The sequence below is a fragment of the Rubrivivax sp. JA1026 genome (genome assembly GCF_011065555.1).
GTDB lineage: Bacteria > Pseudomonadota > Gammaproteobacteria > Burkholderiales > Burkholderiaceae_C > Rubrivivax > Rubrivivax benzoatilyticus.
On record NZ_JAALCQ010000008.1, the window covers coordinates 101351 to 120024 of the forward strand.

Annotated in this window: 14 protein-coding genes and 1 pseudogene; 13 read left to right on the top strand and 2 right to left on the bottom strand. The window is 74.0% G+C overall.

The window, feature by feature from the left end; genetic code table 11:
- The first annotated feature begins 81 nt into the window (after positions 1-81).
- From prpC to G5B56_RS14250, 5 genes are read left to right on the top strand one after another with little or no spacing between them, the layout of a single operon-like run.
- The gene (gene prpC, locus G5B56_RS14230) at positions 82-1242 is read left to right on the top strand and encodes a 2-methylcitrate synthase (RefSeq protein ID WP_164963626.1); all 1161 of its coding nucleotides are present in this window, start codon (positions 82-84) and stop codon (positions 1240-1242) included.
- Positions 1243-1262: 20 nt separating this feature from the next.
- Positions 1263-3860: a Fe/S-dependent 2-methylisocitrate dehydratase AcnD gene (acnD, locus tag G5B56_RS14235; protein WP_164963627.1), complete on the top strand. Its 2598-nt coding sequence runs from the start codon at positions 1263-1265 to the stop codon at positions 3858-3860.
- Entirely contained in the window at positions 3857-5035 is a 1179-nt protein-coding gene (gene prpF, locus G5B56_RS14240; RefSeq protein WP_164963628.1) for a 2-methylaconitate cis-trans isomerase PrpF, read from the top strand. Before acnD ends, prpF begins: the two co-directional genes overlap by 4 nt.
- Before the next feature lie 8 nt (positions 5036-5043).
- Positions 5044-5904 (top strand): oxaloacetate decarboxylase, encoded by an 861-nt coding sequence (locus G5B56_RS14245; protein WP_164963629.1) that lies wholly within the window; start codon positions 5044-5046, stop codon positions 5902-5904.
- A 13-nt stretch (positions 5905-5917) separates the two neighbouring features.
- Positions 5918-6340, top strand: coding sequence for a GntR family transcriptional regulator (locus G5B56_RS14250; protein ID WP_164963630.1), 423 nt, complete (start codon positions 5918-5920; stop codon positions 6338-6340).
- Positions 6341-6387: 47 nt separating this feature from the next.
- On the opposite strand, the gene G5B56_RS14255 is transcribed toward G5B56_RS14250, so the two are convergent.
- Positions 6388-7278 (bottom strand): LysR substrate-binding domain-containing protein, encoded by an 891-nt coding sequence (locus tag G5B56_RS14255; protein WP_164963631.1) that lies wholly within the window; start codon positions 7276-7278, stop codon positions 6388-6390.
- A gap of 101 nt (positions 7279-7379) precedes the next feature.
- On the opposite strand from G5B56_RS14255, the pseudogene metE reads away from it, so the two are divergent.
- The 7 genes and pseudogenes from metE (at position 7380) to G5B56_RS14290 (ending at position 15069) form a co-directional block, all read left to right on the top strand.
- Positions 7380-9668, top strand: a pseudogene (metE, locus tag G5B56_RS14260) (5-methyltetrahydropteroyltriglutamate--homocysteine S-methyltransferase).
- Positions 9669-9779: 111 nt separating this feature from the next.
- The gene (locus G5B56_RS14265) at positions 9780-10745 is read left to right on the top strand and encodes an ABC transporter ATP-binding protein (RefSeq protein ID WP_164963632.1); all 966 of its coding nucleotides are present in this window, start codon (positions 9780-9782) and stop codon (positions 10743-10745) included.
- A complete protein-coding gene (locus G5B56_RS14270; RefSeq protein WP_164963633.1) occupies positions 10742-11482 on the top strand; it encodes an ABC transporter permease in 741 nt (246 codons plus the stop codon). The genes G5B56_RS14265 and G5B56_RS14270 overlap by 4 nt, the downstream gene beginning before the upstream one ends.
- Positions 11479-12804, top strand: coding sequence for an amidohydrolase family protein (locus G5B56_RS14275; RefSeq protein WP_164963634.1), 1326 nt, complete (start codon positions 11479-11481; stop codon positions 12802-12804). The genes G5B56_RS14270 and G5B56_RS14275 overlap by 4 nt, the downstream gene beginning before the upstream one ends.
- 11 nt (positions 12805-12815) lie before the next feature.
- A complete protein-coding gene (locus G5B56_RS14280; protein ID WP_206023526.1) occupies positions 12816-13934 on the top strand; it encodes a sensor histidine kinase in 1119 nt (372 codons plus the stop codon).
- Positions 13931-14533 (top strand): DNA-binding response regulator, encoded by a 603-nt coding sequence (locus G5B56_RS14285; protein ID WP_164963636.1) that lies wholly within the window; start codon positions 13931-13933, stop codon positions 14531-14533. The genes G5B56_RS14280 and G5B56_RS14285 overlap by 4 nt, the downstream gene beginning before the upstream one ends.
- Positions 14534-14592: 59 nt before the next feature.
- Complete coding sequence (locus G5B56_RS14290; RefSeq protein ID WP_164963637.1) at positions 14593-15069, top strand: GNAT family N-acetyltransferase; 477 nt, start codon at positions 14593-14595, stop codon at positions 15067-15069.
- A 6-nt stretch (positions 15070-15075) separates the two neighbouring features.
- On the opposite strand, the gene G5B56_RS14295 is transcribed toward G5B56_RS14290, so the two are convergent.
- A complete protein-coding gene (locus G5B56_RS14295) occupies positions 15076-16830 on the bottom strand; it encodes a diguanylate cyclase (RefSeq protein ID WP_240920819.1) in 1755 nt (584 codons plus the stop codon).
- A 173-nt stretch (positions 16831-17003) separates the two neighbouring features.
- On the opposite strand from G5B56_RS14295, the gene G5B56_RS14300 reads away from it, so the two are divergent.
- Positions 17004-18596 (top strand): aspartate:alanine exchanger family transporter, encoded by a 1593-nt coding sequence (locus G5B56_RS14300; protein ID WP_164963638.1) that lies wholly within the window; start codon positions 17004-17006, stop codon positions 18594-18596.
- The last annotated feature ends 78 nt before the right edge of the window (positions 18597-18674 follow it).

The following is an 18674-nucleotide window of genomic DNA, read 5'->3' on the forward strand; positions in this document are numbered from 1 at the left end:
GAGGTGTGGAGCATAGCGAACATTGCGAACATTCCAGCCCCCCGGGGCGCCGACGCCAGCCGTCGAACACCAGGAGACACGATGAGCGACAACACCTCGCCAGCGCCGACGCTCAAGCCGAAGAAGTCGGTCGCGCTGTCCGGCGTGACCGCCGGCAACACCGCGCTGTGCACCGTCGGCCGCAGCGGCAACGACCTGCACTACCGCGGCTACGACATCCTCGACATCGCCGAGGTCTGCGAGTTCGAGGAGATCGCCCACCTGCTGGTGCACGGCAAGCTGCCGACCGCGGCCGAGCTGCGCGCCTACAAGACGCGGCTGCGTGCGCTGCGCGGCCTGCCGGCCAGCGTGCGCGAGGCGCTGGAGCGCCTGCCCGCCAGCGCGCACCCGATGGACGTGCTGCGCACCGGGGTCTCGGCGCTGGGCTGCATCCTGCCCGAGAAGGACGACCACAACCTGCCCGGCGCGCGCGACATCGCCGACCGGCTGCTGGCCTCGCTGGGCTCGATGCTGCTGTACTGGCACCACTGGAGCGCGCAGGGCCGGCGCATCGTCGTCGAGACCGACGACGACTCGATCGGTGGCCACTTCCTGCACCTGCTGCATGGCGAGAAGCCGCAGGAGAGCTGGGTGCGGGCGATGCACACCTCGCTGAACCTCTACGCCGAGCACGAGTTCAACGCCAGCACCTTCGCCGCGCGGGTCATCGCCGGCACCGGCAGCGACGTCTACTCGGCCGTCGCCGGCGCGATCGGCGCGCTGCGCGGTCCCAAGCACGGCGGCGCCAACGAGGTCGCCTTCGAGATCCAGAAGCGCTACGACGGCCCCGCCCAGGCCGAGGCCGACATCCGCCGCCGCGTCGAGGCGCGCGAGGTGGTCATCGGCTTCGGTCACCCCGTCTACACCATCGCCGACCCGCGCAACGAGGTCATCAAGGGCGTCGCGCGCCGCCTGTCCTACGAGGCCGGCTCGCACAAGATGTACGACATCGCCGAACGCATCGAGACCGTGATGTGGGACGCCAAGCGCATGTTCCCCAACCTCGACTGGTTCAGCGCCGTCAGCTACCACATGATGGGCGTGCCGACGGCGATGTTCACGCCGCTGTTCGTCATCGCGCGCACCAGCGGCTGGGCGGCGCACGTCATCGAGCAGCGCCAGGACAACAAGATCATCCGCCCGAGCGCGCACTACACCGGCCCCGAACGCCAGGCCTTCGTGCCGCTGGCCGAGCGCCATTGAAGGCGGCGATGCACGAACCCATGACTTCCCCGTTCCGCAAGCCGCTGCCCGGCACCGGGCTGGACTACGTCGATGCGCGCGCCGCCGTCGAGGCCCTGGCGCCCGGCGCCTGGGACTCGCTGCCCTACACCGCACGCGTGCACGCCGAGAACATCGTGCGCCGCGCCGAGCCGGCGATCGTCGGCGAGTGCCTGCGGCAGCTCGTCGAGCGCCGGCGCGACCGCGACTTCCCCTGGTACCCGGCGCGCGTGGTCTGCCACGACATCCTCGGCCAGACGGCTTTCGTCGACCTGGCCGGGCTGCGCGAGGCCGTCGCCGAGCGCGGCGGCGACCCGGCGCTGATCAACCCGGTGGTGCCGGTGCAACTGGTCGTCGACCATTCGCTGGCCGTCGAGTGCGGCGGTGACGACCCCGACGCGCTGCGCCGCAACCGCGAGATCGAGGACCGCCGCAACGAGGACCGCTTCGACTTCATCGAGTGGTGCCGGCAGGCCTTCGACGGGGTGGACGTGATCCCGGCAGGCAACGGCATCATGCATCAGCTCAACCTGGAGGCGATGTCGCCGGTGGTCCAGGTGCAGGACGGGCTGGCCTTCGCCGACACCTGCGTCGGCACCGACTCGCATACCCCGCACGTCGACGCGCTGGGTGTCATCGCCGTCGGCGTCGGCGGGCTCGAAGCCGAAAACGTGATGCTCGGCCGCGCCTCGTGGATGCGGCTGCCCGAGATCGTCGGCGTGCGCCTGTGCGGCCGCCGCCGCCCGGGCATCACCGCCACCGACATCGTGCTGACGCTGACCGAGTTCCTGCGCCGCGAGAAGGTCGTCGGCGCCTACCTCGAGTTCCACGGCGAAGGCGCCGCCGCGCTGTCGGTCGGCGACCGGGCGACGATTGCCAACATGGCGCCCGAGTACGGCGCGACCGCGGCGATCTTCCCGATCGACGCACAGACGCTGGCCTATCTGCGCCTGACCGGGCGCGAGCCGGCGCAGGTGGCGCGGGTCGAGGCCTACGCGCGTGCTGCCGGGCTCTGGGCCGACACGCTGGCGGCGGTGCGTTACGAGCGCACGCTGAGCTTCGACCTCGGCAGCGTCGAGCGCACGCTGGCCGGGCCCAGCCAGCCGCACCGGCGGCTGCCGCTGACGGCGCTGAAGGCGCGCGGCATCGCCACCGGCCTGGACGAGGCCCGTGCCGCCGAGGCTCGCGGGCAGCTGCCCGACGGCGCCGTCGTCATCGCCGCGATCACCAGCTGCACCAACACCAGCAACCCGCGCAACCTCGTCGCTGCCGGGCTGCTGGCGCGCAACGCGCGCCGGCTGGGGCTGGTGCGCAAGCCCTGGGTCAAGACTTCGCTGGCGCCGGGCTCGCGTGTCGCCGAGCTGTATCTGCGCGAAGCCGGGCTGCTGGCCGAGCTGCAGGCGCTGGGTTTCGGCATCGTCGGCTTCGCCTGCACCACCTGCAACGGCATGTCGGGCGCGCTGGAGCCGGCGATCCGGCGCGAGATCGCCGAGCGCGACCTGTTCACCACCGCGGTGCTGTCGGGCAACCGCAACTTCGACGGCCGCATCCACCCGCAGGTGCGACAGGCCTTCCTGGCCAGCCCGCCGCTGGTCGTCGCCTACGCGATCGCCGGCACCATCCGTTTCGACATCGAGCACGACGTGCTCGGCGTCGTCGACGGCCGCGAGATCCGGCTGCAGGACCTCTGGCCCGACGACGAGGAGGTCGACGCGCTGGTCGCGCGCGCGGTGCGGCCCGAGCAGTTCGTGCAGGTCTACCGGCCGATGTTCGGCGCGCGCGAGCGCTCGAAGGTCGCCCCGCTGTACGCCTGGAGGCCGCGGTCGACCTACATCCGCCGCCCGCCGTACTGGGACGGCGCGCTGGCCGGCGAGCGCACGCTGGCGCAGCTGCGTGCACTCGCCGTGCTGCCCGACAACGTCACCACCGACCACCTGTCGCCGTCCAACGCGATCACGCCCGACTCGGCGGCCGGCCAGTACCTGGCGCGCATGGGCCTGCCCGACGAGGACTTCAACTCCTACGCCACCCACCGCGGTGACCATCTGACCGCGCAGCGCGCCACCTTCGCCAACCCGACGCTGGCCAACGAGATGGTGCGCGCCGCCGACGGCAGCGTGCGCCGCGGCTCGCTGGCGCGGCTGGAGCCCGAAGGCCGGGTGATGCGCATGTGGGAGACCATCGAGACCTACCAGCAGCGCCGCCAGCCGCTGATCGTCGTCGCCGGTGCCGACTACGGCCAGGGCAGCTCGCGCGACTGGGCCGCCAAGGGCGTGCGCCTGGCCGGTGTCGAGGTCGTGCTGGCCGAAGGCTTCGAGCGCATCCACCGCAGCAACCTCGTCGGCATGGGCGTGCTGCCGCTGGAGTTCGAGCCCGGCGACACGCGGCTGACGCTGGGCCTGGACGGCAGCGAGCTTTACACCGTGGTCGGCGAGCCGGCCCCGGCCGCAAGGCTCGAACTGCTGATCGAGCGCCGCGACGGCCGCAGCGAGATGCTGCCGGTGCGCTGCCGCCTCGATTCCGACGAGGACGTCTCGATCTACCGCGCCGGCGGCGTGCTGCAGCGTTTCGCGCAAGACTTCCTGGAGACCCAACGATGACGACCGCGGCAACGCTGCGAATTCCCGCCACGGTGATGCGCGGCGGCAGCAGCAAAGGCGTGTTCTTCCGCCTCGAGGACCTGCCCGAGGCGGCGCGTGTGCCCGGCGCCGCACGCGACCGGCTGCTGCAGCGTGTGATCGGCAGCCCCGACGCCTACGGCACGCAGATCGACGGCCTGGGCGGCGCCACGTCCAGCACCAGCAAGTGCGTGATCCTGGCGCCATCGACGCGCCCCGGCCACGACGCCGACTACCTCTACGGCCAGGTCGCGATCGAACGCGACCTCGTCGACTGGTCGGGCAACTGCGGCAACCTGTCGGCCGCGGCCGGTGCCTTTGCCGTGCACGCCGGCTACGTCGCGCCGGAGCGGGTGCCGCACGACGGCATCTGCACCGTGCGCCTGTGGCAGGCCAACATCGGCAAGACCATCCTGGTGCAGGTGCCGGTGGCCGGTGGCCAGGTCCGCGAGGAGGGCGACTTCGTGCTCGACGGCGTCGCCTTCCCGGCCGCCGAGATCGTGCTCGAGTTCCTGGACCCGGCCGCCGACGACGGCGCGATGTTCCCGACCGGCAACCTCGTCGACGAAATCGAGGTGCCCGGCGTCGGCCGGCTGCAGGCGACGCTGATCAGCGCCGGCATCCCGACCGTCTTCGTCGAGGCCCAGGCGGTCGGCTGCCGCGGCACCGAGCTGCGCGAGGCGATCAATGGCGACCCGGCGGCGCTGGCGCGTTTCGAGGCCATCCGCGTCGCCGGCGCGCTGCGCATGGGGCTGATCGATTCGCCCGAGGACGCGCTGCTGCGCCAGCACACGCCCAAGATCGTCTTCGTCGCGCCGCCGGCCGACTACACGACGTCCAGCGGGCGCCGCGTGCAAGCCGCCGAGATCGACCTGCTGGCGCGTGCGCTGTCGATGGGCCGGCTGCACCACGCGATGATGGGCACCGCCGCGGTGGCCATCGCCACCGCCGCCGCGGTGCCGGGCACGCTGGTCAGCCGCGCCGCTGGCGGCGGCGCACGCGAGCGCCTTTGTTTCGGTCACCCGGCGGGTCTGCTGCGTGTCGGCGCGCAGGTGCGCACCGAGGCCGGCCGCTGGCTCGTCACGCGCGCGGTGATGAGCCGCAGCGCCCGCATCCTGATGGAAGGCCGGGTCCGCGTGCCCGCCGACAGCTTCTGAGGTCCACCATGTCCACCCGCAGCCGCCTTCGGGCGCTGGCCGAGGCCCGCCGCGGCGTGCTCGTCCCCGGCGCCTTCAACGCCTTGTCCGCGCGCATCGTCGCCGACCTCGGCTTCGAGGCCGTCTACGTCACCGGCGCCGGCGTCACCAACATGTGGTTCGGTCTGCCCGACCAGGGCTTCATGGGCCTGGCCGAGATCGCCGAGCACACCGCGCGCATTCGCGATGCCGTGGAGCTGCCGCTGATCGTCGACGCCGACACCGGCTTCGGCAACGCGCTGAACGTGCACCACGCGGTGCGCACGCTGGAGCGTGCCGGTGCCGACTGCATCCAGCTGGAGGACCAGGTGGCGCCCAAACGCTGCGGCCACTTCGCCGGCAAGGACGTGATCCCGCTGGACGAGGCCGTCGGCAAGATCAAGGCTGCCGTCGACGCGCGCCGCGACCCCGGGCTGCTGATCATGGCGCGCACCGACGCCGCCGCGACCCAGGGTTTCGAGGCCGCGGTCGAACGGGCCCAGGCCTTTGCCGAGGCCGGCGCCGACCTGCTGTTCGTCGAGGCGGTGACCCAGGCCGACGAGGTGCGTGCGCTGCCGCAGCGGCTGGCCCTGCCGCAGCTGATGAACATGGTGATCGGCGGGCGCACGCCGATCTTCGGCGCCGACGAGCTGGCCGGGCTGGGCTACGGCCTGGTGCTCTACGCCAACGCGGCGCTGCAGGGCGCGGTGCTCGGCATGCAGCGCGCGCTGACGGCGCTGCGCGACACGCGCCAGCTGCATGAGTCGAGCGGGCTGGTGACGCCGTTCGCCGAGCGCCAGCGTCTGGTCGGCAAGCCCGAGTGGGACGCGCTGGAGCGGCGTTATGTCTGAGGCCTTGCCACCGATGGACGAGACCAGGGCCGACGTGCCGCGCCTGCCGCGGGCGGCGCTGTGCGACGCGATCGCCGAGAGCCTGCGCGCGCGTGTGCTGGCGCTGGAGTGGGCGCCCGGCGAGGCGCTGGACGAACTCGCGATCGCGCGCGACTACGGCGTCAGCCGCACGCCGGTGCGCGAGGCGATGAAGGTGCTGCAGCACGAAGGCCTGCTGCAGGCCTGGGTGCGCCGTGGCGTCGCCGTCACGGTCGTCGAGCCGCAGGAGCTGCAGGAGGCGGCCGAACTGCGCCGGCTGCTGCTGGAACACGCCGCCGCGCGCGGTGCGTCGGCCGGCTCGCCACTGCTGTTGCGCATGCTGAATCTGGCCGAGCAGCGGCTGCGCCTGGGGCAGGCCGGCCTGCCGCCGCCGGCACCCGGCGCGCTGCCGCCTTAGCGCCTGCCGGCGCGCTGCCGCCTTAGCGCCTGCCGGCGCCCGGGCGATCAGCCGCCCGCCACCGCCCGCGACTGGTCGACGAAACCGCGCAGGTAGCCGACGTCGGCGTCGGCCTCGCGCACGCCGAGGTGGATCTGCTTGTGCACGCCCCGGTCGCCCAGGCGCAGCGCCACCAGCGGCAGTTGCGGCGCGGCCTCGGGCAGCAGCCAGCGCGGCAGCGCCGTCACGCCGCGGCCGCTGGCCACCATCTGCAGCAGGATGTCGGTGGTCTCGATCGTCTTGTGCTGGCGCGGCGCGACGCCGGCCGGCGTCAGAAAGCGCGTGAACACGTCCAGGCGCTCGGGCGCGACGGGGTAGGTGATCAGCACCTCCTGCGCCAGGTCGCCGGGCTGCACCTGGCGCGCGCCGGCCAGACGGTGGCCGCGGTGCACGACCAGCACCTGCTCGTAGTCGAACACCGGCTCGAAACGCAGCCCGGGCTTGTACAGCGGGTCGGGCGTCACCAGCACGTCGATCTCGTAGCCGAACAGCGCGCCGATGCCGCCGAACTGGAACTTCTGCTTGACGTCGACGTCGACCTCGGGCCACGCCGCCAGATAGGGCTCGACGACCTTCAGCAGCCACTGGTAGCAGGGGTGGCACTCCATGCCGATGCGCAGCGTGCCGCGCTCGCCGCGTGCGATGCGGCCGAGCTGCGCCTCGGCCTGCTCCAGCTGCGGCAGCACGCGCCGCGCCAGCGCCAGCACCTGCTGGCCGGCCGGCGTCAGGCGCAGGCTGCGGTGCTCGCGCCGCCAGATGTCGGTGCCCAGCTGCTGCTCGAGCTTGCGCATGCTGTGGCTGAGTGCCGACTGCGTCAGGCACAGGCGCTCGGCGGCGGCCGTCAGCGAGCCCAGGCGCTCGACCTCCAGCACGATGGCGAGGTGGATGCGCTCGATCATGATCGGTGAATGTGGCTCATGGATCGGTGAGGAATGACCATTTTACGTAATGGATGGCGCTGCCTAGGATGCGCCCGCTCCATCACGACCTCCCGACTTCCATGACCACGCTGCACAACCTCGGTTTCCCCCGCATCGGCGCCCGGCGCGAGCTCAAGTTCGCGCTCGAGGCCTACTGGAAGGGCGAGTCCTCGCCCGAGACCCTGCAGGCGCTGGGTGCCGAACTGCGCCAGCGCCACTGGGCGCAGCAGGCCGGCCTGGACCTGGTGCCGGTGGGCGACTTCTCGTTCTACGACCAGGTGCTGGACACGAGCTTCATGCTCGGCAACGTGCCCGAGCGCGCACGCGGACACGGCGGCGAGGCGCTGGACGTCTACTTCCGCGTCGCGCGCGGGCGTTCTGCCCCGGCGGCCGAAGCCGGCTGCTGCGCCGGCGGTGTCGCTGCCGGCGAGATGACCAAGTGGTTCGACACCAACTACCACTACATCGTGCCCGAGTTCCACGCCGGCACGCGCTTCGTGCTCGACGCCTCGCGGCTGCTGGCCCCGCTGGCCGAGGCCCGCGCACAGGGCGTGGCCGCCAAGCCGGTGCTGCTGGGGCCGGTCAGCTACCTCGCGCTGGGCAAGTCCAAGGACGGCTCGGACCGGCTGGCACTGCTGCCGGCGCTGCTGCCCGTCTACGCCGAGCTGCTGCGCCGCCTGGCCGCCGACGGCGTGGCCTGGGTGCAGATCGACGAGCCGGTGCTGGCCACCGACCTGGACGCGCCTTGGCGCGACGCGTTGCGCACGGCTTACGCGGCCTTCGCCGACTGCGGCGTGCGGCTGCTGCTGGCCAGCTACTTCGGCCCGCTGCAGGACAACGCCGAGCTCGTGCTGGGCCTGCCGGTGGCCGGGCTGCACGTCGACGCGGTCGCCGCGCGCGACGAGGCCGAGGCCCTGGCGGCGCGCCTGCCCGCCGGACGCGTGCTGTCGCTGGGCGTGATCAGCGGCCGCAACATCTGAAAGACCGACCTGACGGCGCTGCTCGACTGGCTGGAGCCGCTGGCCGCCGGCCTGGGCGAGCGCCTGTGGCTGGCGCCGTCGTGCTCGCTGCTGCACGTGCCGGTGGACCTGTCGATCGAGGACGGGCTGGACGCCGAGCTGAAGTCCTGGCTCGCGTTCGCGCTGCAGAAGCTCGACGAGCTGCGGCTGCTGGGCCGCGCGCTGCGCGAAGGCCGCGCCGCGGTGCAGGCCGAGCTGCAGGCCAACCGCGACGCGGCGGCCACGCGCCGGGCCTCGGCACGCGTGCGCCGGCCCGAGGTGCGCGCGGCCGTGGCCGCGATCGACGCCGGGATGGGCCGCCGCCGCAGCGCATATCCGGTGCGGGCCGAGCGCCAGGCCGAGTGGCTGAAACTGCCGCCGTACCCGACGACGACGATCGGCTCGTTCCCGCAGACCGCCGAGATCCGCCGCGTGCGCGCCGAGTTCAAGGCCGGGCGGCTGGAGCAGGGCGCCTACCGCGACGCGATGCGCGCCGAGATCGCGCATGCGGTGCAGGTGCAGGAGGCGCTGGGCCTGGACGTGCTGGTGCACGGCGAGGCCGAGCGCAACGACATGGTCGAGTACTTCGGCGAGCAGCTCGACGGTTATGCCTTCAGCCGCTTCGGTTGGGTGCAGAGCTACGGCTCGCGCTGCGTCAAGCCGCCGATCCTGTTCGGCGACATCGCCCGCCCCCGGCCGATGACGGTGGACTGGAGCACCTACGCCCAGTCGCTGACGGCCAGGCCGATGAAGGGCATGCTGACCGGCCCGGTGACGATCCTGAACTGGTCCTTCGTGCGCGACGACCAGCCGCGTGCCGACACCTGCCGCCAGCTGGCGCTGGCGATGCGCGCCGAGGTGCTGGACCTGGAGCGCGCCGGCGTGCGCGTGATCCAGATCGACGAGGCCGCGCTGCGCGAAGGCCTGCCGCTGCGGCGTTCGGCCTGGCCGGCTTACCTGGACTGGGCGGTGGAGTGTTTCCGCATCACCGCCAACGGCGTGCGCGACGAGACGCAGATCCACACCCACATGTGCTACTCGGAGTTCAACGACATCATCGCGGCGATCGCGGCGATGGACGCCGACGTCATCACGATCGAGACCTCGCGTTCGGACATGGAGCTGCTCGACGCCTTCGAGCACTTCCACTACCCCAACGAGATCGGCCCCGGCGTCTACGACATCCACTCGCCCAACATCCCGAGCTGCGGGCACATCGTCGCGCTGATGCAGAAGGCGGCGCGGCGCATCCCGCCGCAGCGGCTCTGGGTCAACCCCGACTGCGGCCTGAAGACGCGCCAGTGGGCCGAGGTGATCCCGGCGCTGGAGCAGATGGTGGCGGCGGCCAGGCGGCTGCGCGAGCCGGGCTGAACGGCGCCGCCCTGGATGACATCTGTCATGCCAGGCGCCTGACACCGTTCACTGTCGCGCGCCGCGCCGCCCGGCCACACTGGCACCCTGTCGAAGCCCAGGAGAGCGGCGATGGAGGAGGCGGCGGCCGTCGAGGCCCGCGATGTCGTGCACTGCCACGGCCCGGTGAAGGCGCTGGACGGCCTGAGCCTGTCGCTGGAGTCCGCAAGCGTGACCACCCTGCTAGGCCCCAACGGCGCCGGCAAGAGCACTCTCGTCGGCCTGCTGCTCGGCCGGTGGCGTCCCCAGGCCGGCCGCGTGCAGGTCTGCGGCCTGCGGCCCGGCAGCCTCGCGGCGCGTGCGGCCACCGGCGCCATGCTGCAGAGCGCGGCGCTGGCCCCGCAGCTGACCGTGGCCGAGCATCTGCGGCTGCAGGCCGCCTACCACCGTGGTGCGCGGCCGCTGGAGCGCACGCTGGCGCTGGCCGGGCTGCAAGCGCTGGCCAGCCGCCGCTATGGCGCGCTGTCGGGCGGCGAGCAGCGCCGCGTGCAGTTCGCGCTGGCCGTGTGCGGCCGCCCGCGCGTGCTGGTGCTCGACGAGCCCTGCGCCGGGCTGGACGCCGAGTCGCGCCGGGCGCTGTGGCAGGCGGTGCGCGCGCTGGCTGACGAGGGCGCGGCCGTGCTGCTGACGACGCACCTGCTGGACGAGGCCGAGGCGCTGTCCGACCGCGTGCTGCTGCTGGCCTGCGGCCGCTGTCTGGCTGACGACTCGCCGGCGCGCATCCGCGCCCAGGTGGCGGGGCAGTCGCTGCAGTGCCGCAGTGCGTTGCCGCTGGAGCGGCTGCGCGCGCTGCCGGGCGTGACGGCGGCCGAAGCCCGCGGCCGGCGCGTCGCGCTGCGCACCCAGGCCGCCGAAACGACGCTGCGTGCGCTGCTGGCGGCCGACGACACGGTGAGCGAGCTCGAGCTCGGTGCCACCCGGCTGGAGGACGCCGTGCTTGACCTGCTGCACCGCCCGGCCGCAGTGAGCCCTCAGGACCCGTCCGGGCTCGTTCCCGCGCGACGGGACCGGCTGCCAGGCCCAAGGGTGCCCCGGTGAGCGCCGCTGCCTTGCTGGCCGCCGAGACGCACGCCGAATGGCTCAAGGCCTGGCGCCAGCCCGCCTTCGTGGTGCCGACGCTGGCGCTGCCGCTGGCCTTCTACGCCTTGTTCGCCATCGTGCTGATGCGCCCCGGCAGCGGCAACGCCGCCTACCTGCTGGCCACCTACGGCGTGTTCGCTGCGCTCGGCCCGGCACTGTTCGCCTTCGGGGCCGGCGTCGCGCAGGAGCGCGAGTCCGGGCAACTGGCGCTCAAGCAGATCGCGCCGCTGCCGGTGTCGCTGTTCCTGGGCGCCAAGCTCGCCGTCTGCCTGGGGTTCACGGCGTTGGTCGTCGTCGGCCTGTACGTGCTGGCCGCCTGGGGCGCCGGCGTGGTGCTGCCGCGTGTCGCCTGGGCAGCGCTGGCCGCGGTGCACATCGGCGCGGCGCTGCCGACGGGCTTGCTGGGGCTGCTCATCGGGCTGCGCCTGTCCGCGCAGGCGGCGATGGCCGTGACCAACCTGGTGTTCCTGGCGCTGGCGGTGCTGGGCGGGCTGTGGATGCCGTTGTTCCTGTTCCCGCCGTGGATGCAGGCGCTGGCACTGGCCCTGCCCAGCCACCATCTGGCCGAGATCGCGCTGGCAGCCAGCGGCCGCGACATCGCCGGCAGCCTGGCCGTGCACGGCGCGGCGGTGGCTGGTTTCACGCTCGTCTTCGCCACCGGCGCCGCTTGGGCCTGGCGGCGGGCGCCGCGATGAGACGCGGGCTCGTGTCCGTGCTGGCCGGGGCGGCGCTGCTGGCCGGTTTCCTGGCGCTGCCGGCGCCGGGCGACGAGCGCCTGGAGCCGCCCGCGCCGGGCTTCGTCGTGCGCGACGTGCGCGTGTTCGACGGCGAGCGTGTCGTCGAGCAGGCCACCGTCGTCGTGCGCGACGGCCGCGTCGCCGAGCTCGGCCCGGGCCTGGCGCCGCCGCCGGGGCTGGAGGTGGTCGACGGGCGCGGCCGCACGCTGCTGCCCGGCCTGATCGACGCCCATGTCCACCCCTGGGGCGACGCGCTGGCCGAGACGCTGAACTTCGGGGTCACGACCGTGTTGAGCATGTTCTCCGACCCCGCCGCGGCCCGCGAGCTGGCGCGCACGCGCGACTCGCTGGCGCCGCGTGCGCACGCCGACCTGTTCTCGGCGGGATGGCTGGCCACGGCGCCCGGCGGCCACGGCACGCAGTTCGGCCTGCCGGTACCGACGCTGAACACGCCTGCCGAGGCCGGGGCCTGGGTGGACGCGCGCCTGGCCGAGGGCTCCGACTTCATCAAGATCGTCTATGAACCGCGCGACGCCCACGGGCTGGGGCCGCCTTTTCCGTCGCTGGACCGGGCCACGCTGGCGGCCCTGGTGCAGGCGGCGCACGCGCGCCGGCGCCTGGCCGTGGTGCACGTCTCGCGCCTGCAACCGGCGGGCGAGGCGCTGCGCGCCGGCGCCGACGGCCTGGTGCACGTGCATGCCGACCACCTCGCCGACGCGGCCCTGGTGAGCCTGGCGCGCGAGCGCCGGGCCTTCGTCACGCCGACGCTGGCCGTCATCGCCGGCAACGACTCGGCCGAGGCCGGGCAACCAGGCCCGCCGCGCGAGGCCGCGCGCTTCGCCGCCGACCCCGCCGTGCGGCCCTTCCTCAGCCCCGAGCAGCGCCTGGGCCTGGCGGCCGGGCGAGGCGCACGCCTGTCGATGTTGCGGCTGGAGCTGGCGCTGGCCTCGGTGCGGGCACTGCACGAAGGCGGTGTCGAGATCCTCGCCGGCTCGGATGCGCCCAACCCCGGCACCGCGCACGGCGCCAGCCTGCACCACGAGCTGGAGCTGCTGGTGCGCGCCGGCCTGACGCCGGTGCAGGCCTTGCGCGCGGCTACTGCGGCGCCAGCCGCACGTTTCGCGCTGGGCGACCGCGGCCGCATCGCGCCGGGCCGGCGTGCCGACCTGCTGCTGGTCGACGGCGACCCGACGGCCGACATCCGCGCCACGCGCGCCATCGTGCGCCTCTGGAAGAACGGTGCGCCGGTGCCGCGCCGCCGCTATCCTGAGGCGACGTGAAGACACGAGCCATGCCCGACACCAGCGCTCCCGAGCTGCAGCAGATCGACCGCGGCACGCGGCGCATGGGCTACTGGTTCCTCGCCTATCTGCTGCTGTACCCGCTGCCCTGGCTGGGGCATGCACCCGGCACGGCGGCGCTGCTGGCCTCCGCGGCCGGCGTTGCGGTCTTCCTGCCGCTGTACCTGGCGGGCTTCGGCCGCAGCGACCGGCGCGCGCTGGGCTGCGGCGCCGGCGTCGCCGCCGTCGGCCTGGCGCTCGAGCCCTTCGGCGGCGTCTGGGGCGTGTTCATCGTCTTCGCCTGCGGCCTGCTGGGCGGCGTGCTACCGCGCCGGCGCGCGGCGGCGGCCCTGGCCGCGCTGGCCGTGGTGCTGGCGGCGCTGGTGCTGTGGCGCGGCATCGGTCCGTGGCACTGGCTGCCGTCGGTGTTCTTCGGCGCCATGACGGCGGTGGTGTCGATGTACTCGGCGGCCTTCGCCGTGCAGAGTGCCGAACTGGCCGCGTCGCGCGACGAAGCCCGGCGCCTAGCAGTGGTTGCCGAGCGCGAGCGCATCGCGCGCGACCTGCACGACCTGCTGGGCCACACGCTGACGGCCATCGCCGTCAAGGCCGACCTCGCCGGGCGCGTGGCCGAGACCGAGCCGTTGCGCGCCAGGGCGGAGGTCGAGGACATCCGCCGCATCGCGCGCGCCGCGCTGGCCGACGTGCGGGCCACGCTCACCGACCTGCGCGCCACGACGCTGGCCTCGGAACTGGCGGCGGCGCGCAGCGCGCTGGGCAGCGCCGGCGTCGAACTTGACGCCGTGCTGCCCGCGCTGCCGTTGCCGGCGGCGGTGGAGACGGCGCTGGCCTTCGTGCTGCGCGAGGGCGTGACCAATGTCGTGCGCCACGCCCACGCCCGCCGCTGCCGGGTGCAGCTGGCCTGCGCCGACGGCGTCGTGACGCTGTCCGTCGAGGACACGGCGCGCGACGCGGCGGTGGCTGTGCCGGTCACGCCGGCCGAAGGCCAGGGCCTCGCCGGCCTGCGCCAGCGGCTGCGGGCCGTGGGCGGCGAGCTCTCGCTGAACTGTGCGCCGCAGGGCGCCACGCTGCTGGCGCGTGTGCCGCTGGCCGACGGAGGCGGCGCATGATCCGCGTCGTCGTCGCCGAGGACCAGGCGATGGTGCTGGGAGCGCTGGCGGCGCTGCTGGCGCTGGAGCCCGACATCGAGGTCGTCGGCCGCGCTGCCGACGGCCCGGCCGCCTGGGCGCTGGTGCAGCGCGAGCGTCCCGACGTGCTGCTGTCGGACATCGAGATGCCGGGCCTGAGCGGCCTGGACCTCGCCGCGCGCGTCCAGGCCGCGAAGCTGCCGACGCGCGTGCTCATCGTCACCACCTTCGGCCGCCCCGGTTATCTGCGCCGGGCGCTGGACGCCGGCGTGCGCGGCTACCTGCTGAAGGACCAGCCCAGCGAGGAGCTGGCCGCCGCCGTGCGCCGTGTCGCCGCCGGCCAGCGTGTCGTCGCCAGCGAGCTGGCCGCGGCCGCCTGGGACCTGCCCGACCCGTTGAGCGAGCGCGAGCGCAGCGTGCTGCGCCTGGCCGAGGAGGGGCGCAGCAACAAGGAGATCGCCGACACGCTGGGGCTGTCACCGGGCACGGTGCGCAACTACCTGCACGAGGCGGCGCAGAAGCTGGGGGCCGACAACCGGGTCGAAGCCGCGCGCATCGCCAGGGCCCGGGGCTGGCTCTAGCCGGCGCGCCGCCTGCGATCTTCGGCGGTCCCGACTTCCGCCCGAATCCGCTTCTTGCCATGACGCAGGCAACCCCGGTGGCCGCCGAGCCGCTTCGCAGCGACCCGCTCGCCCCTGCCGACGTGCCCGCCGTGCGCGCGCTGCTCGTCGCCGGGTTGGCCGAGCGCTGGGGCGACTACGAGGCGCGCTTCAACCCCGACATCGAGGCCCTGGGCCAGGCCTTCGACGGCCGGCTGACGCTGGTCGCGCGCCAGGGTGCGCTGATCGTCGCCACCGGGGCACTGCGCCCGGCCGGCCCCGGGCGCTTCGAGATCGTGCGCATGTCGGTCGCACGCGAACAGCGCCGCCGCGGCGTCGGCGCGCAGGTGCTGGCGGCACTGGTCGACGCGGCGCGCGAGCGCGGTGCGCGCGAGCTGGTGCTCGAAACCACGCTCGGCTGGCAGTCGGCCATCGACTTCTACGAGCGCCACGGCTTCCGGCGCACGCACGTGCAGGGCGAGGACCTGTGGTTCGTGCGGCCGCTGGCCGCCGGCTGAGCGGCTTCAGCCGGGCTGGAAACCGCGTGCCGCGACGCAGCGGTTGCGGCCCTGGCCCTTGGCCTCGTACAGCGCCTGGTCGGCCTGCTGCAGCGCGGCGCTGACCGGCAGCGCGCTGCCGTCGGCCCAGGCGCAGCCGGCGCTCACCGTCACCTCGCCGATGCCGCCGAAGTCGTGATGCTGGATCGCCTCACGGATCTTCTCGGCCACGCGCATCGTGTCGGTGCATTCGCCCAGCTCGGGCAGCAGCACCGCGAACTCCTCGCCGCCCAGGCGCGCGACGAGGTCGGTCTCGCGCGTGGCGCTCTCGAGCAGCCGGGCGATCTGCTGCAGCACCTGGTCGCCGGTGGCGTGGCCGAAACGGTCGTTGACGTCCTTGAAGTGGTCGATGTCCAGCAGCAGCAGGCCGAAGCCGGTGCCCGAGCGACGGCAGCGCGCCTCCTCCTCGGCGGCGCGCTGATCGAAGGCGCGCCGGTTGGCCAGCCCGGTCAGCGCGTCCTGCGCCGCCAGCCGCGCCAGCTCCTCGTTGGCCTGCGACAGCTGGCACGTGCGCTCGGCCACGGTCTGCTCGAGGTGGGCGTTGGCCTGCGCCAGCCGGGCCTCGCGGTCGAGCAGGGCCTCGGTCATCTCGCGCACCGCGTCCGACAACGCGCTGAGCTCCGGCGAGCCGCCGTCGCGCGGGAAGTTCGCCTGGCCGCCGCGGCCTTCGCGCACCGACATCACCGCCGTCACCAGCCGCTCCAGCGGCCGGCTGACACGGGCGGCCAGCACGTAGGCCAGGGCCGCGACCAGCAGCGAGGTCGCCAGCCCGATCGCAAACAGCCGGTCGCGCAGCTGGGCCACCGGCGCGGTGGCCGCCGCCGAGGGCTGGCGCAGCACCACGCTCCAGCCGAGATCGGAGTGCTGGGTGACCGGCACGCTCGCGCGGGCGACGAGGTAGGACGCGCCGCCGGGGTCCTCCTGCATGCCGTAGCGCTCCCGCCCCAGCGCCTGCGGCAGCCGCGTGCCGGGGGCGCGCAGCGGGTACAGCACCGTGCCGTCGCGCCCCAGGATGATCACCTCGGTGTCCGTGGCGCGCGGGTCTTCTCTGACCGCCTTGCGCACCGCGTTGGCGATCCAGTCCCAGTGCACGTGCGCGGCCAGCACGCCGCGCACCTGGCCGGCCGGCCCGATGACCGGCGCGGCCAGGTCGATGAAGCGCAGCGGCTCGCCGCCGGGGCGGGGCTCGAGCAGGGTCGCGAGCAGTGCGGCCTGGTGCACGTCGCCGGTGTAGGAGCCCTTCAGCCCGGCGGCGAACCAGGGCCGCGTGCGCACGTCGGCGCCGACCAGCAGGCCGCCGGTCGCGTTGACGACGCGCCCGTCGAGGCTGGCCACGCCCATCCAGGCGTACTCGGTGTTGGTCTCCTTGCGCAGCGCCAGCGAGCGCGCCACGCGCTCGGAGTCCAGCGGGCTCTCGGCCAGCGACGGCACGCGGCTGAGGATCTCGACCTCACGCTCGCGTTCCTGCAGCCGCGTGGCCAGCCCGATCGCCGCCGAGCGTGCCGCACCCAGCAGTTGCAGGCCGACGAAGTTCTGGCGCTCCTGCGTCGCCAGCCGCGCCGCGTAAAGCCCCACGCCGAGCAGCGTGCACAGCGCCAGGCCCCCGGCGCCCAGCGTCAGCCGCAGCCGGAACGAGCCCCATGCCCGCGGCGACATGCCGGCGGTGGCGTGGCCCGCGGCGGCAGCAAGCGGCCCGGCGGTTTCCTGCCCGGGAGGGGTCATGGCCGGTGGCCGGGGCCCGCGCTGGCGGACGGCTTGCGCATGCACATGGCCACGACTGTGACCGAGCCCGGCCGCCGTGTCACCTGTCGTCGTGCCGACGCGCAGGGTCGTGCATCATCCGGCGCGGACCTTGCTCTCGCCTCCGTCTCCCTGCAGTTCCGGACCCGATGCCCATGGATGTCGTGCTCGCCTATCTCGCCCGGCAGGAGATCCTGCTGCTGTTCCTGCTCGTCGGCTTCGGCGCGCTGGCCGGCCACTTCAAGATTGCCGGCGTCTCGCTGGGCGCCGCCGCGGTGCTGTTCCTGGCGATCGCCGCCAGCGCCGGGGCCAAGTCGCGCGGCCACGAGTTCGTCGTGCCCGAGGCGCTGGGCACGCTGGGGCTGACGCTGTTCACCTTCGCCATCGGTGTGATGTCGGGGCCGGGCTTCTTCGCTTCTCTCAGGCGCGGCATCTGGCCGATCCTGGCCACCGTCGGCGTGCTGACGACGGCGGCATTGGTGGCCGTGCTCGGCGGCCGGCTGCTGGGGCTGGACCCGGCGCTGGTGGCCGGCGCCTTCGCCGGCGCGGTGACCAACACCCCGGCGCTGGCCGCCGCGCGCGAGGCCTCGGGCAACAGCCCGCTGCCGACGATCGGCTACGCCGTGACCTACGTCTTCGGCGTCATCGGCATGCTGCTGGCGGCCCAGCTGGCGCTGCGTGGCCGCGCCAACGACCGCGACGCGCCGGCGCCGCTGGTCAACTGCACGGTGCGCGTGGAGACCGGCGACGAGCCGCGCATCGGCGAGATCGAGCGCCGCCACGGGGGCCGCGTGCGCTTCTCGCGCGTCAAGCACGGCGGCAGCCGCTTCCCGACGCAGGCCCCGGGCGACGCGGACGTGCTGCGCCGCAACGACCTGGTCACCGTCGTCGGCCCCGAGGACATCGTCGCCCGCGTGGCGGCCGAGCTCGGCCACGCCTCGTCGCACACGCTGCACGCCGACCGCAGCGAACTCGACTTCCGCCGCATCACGCTGTCCAACACCCAACTCGCCGGCAACACGATCGCCGGGCTGGGGCTGATGCGGCGCTTCGGCGCCACCGTGACGCGCGTGCGCCGCGGCGACGTCGACATGCTGGCCAACGACGACCTGGTGCTGCAGCCCGGCGACCGCGTGCGGGTCATCGCGCCGCGCGAGCAGATCGCGGCGGTGTCGGCCTTCCTCGGCGACTCCGAGCGCGGGCTGTCGGACATCAACCCGATCGCGCTCGGCCTGGGCATGGCCGCCGGCATCCTGCTGGGCAAGTTCGTCTTCCCGGTGCCGGGCGCCGAGTTCTCGATCGGCTCGGCCGCCGGCACGCTGGTGCTGGGGCTGGTCTTCGGGCAGCTGTGCCGCATCGGGCCCATCGTCACGACGCTGCCGCATTCGGCGGCCCAGGCGCTGGCCGAGCTCGGGCTGCTGATCTTCCTGGCCCAGGCCGGCACCAAGGCCGGCGGCCAGCTCGGCGCGGCCTTCGCGTCGGGCGCCTGGATCGACCTGCTGGTGCTCGGGCTGATGGTCACGGCGACGACCGCGCTGGGCATCACGATCCTGATGCGGCGCGTCTTCGGCATGGGCAACACGCGGCTGGCCGGGGTGCTGGCCGGCACCCAGACGCAGCCGGCGGTGCTGGCGTTTGCCAACGGCCGCACCGGCCACGACAGCCGCGTCGCCCAGGGTTACGCGCTGGTCTACCCGGCGGCGATGATCGGCAAGATCCTGCTCGGCCAGGTGCTCGGCGGCTTGTAGCGCCGGGCGTGGCCCTGCGGCGCGCGGGCCGGTGCGGCGCGCACCCATAATCGCGCCCGTTCCGACACCGCCGCCCCC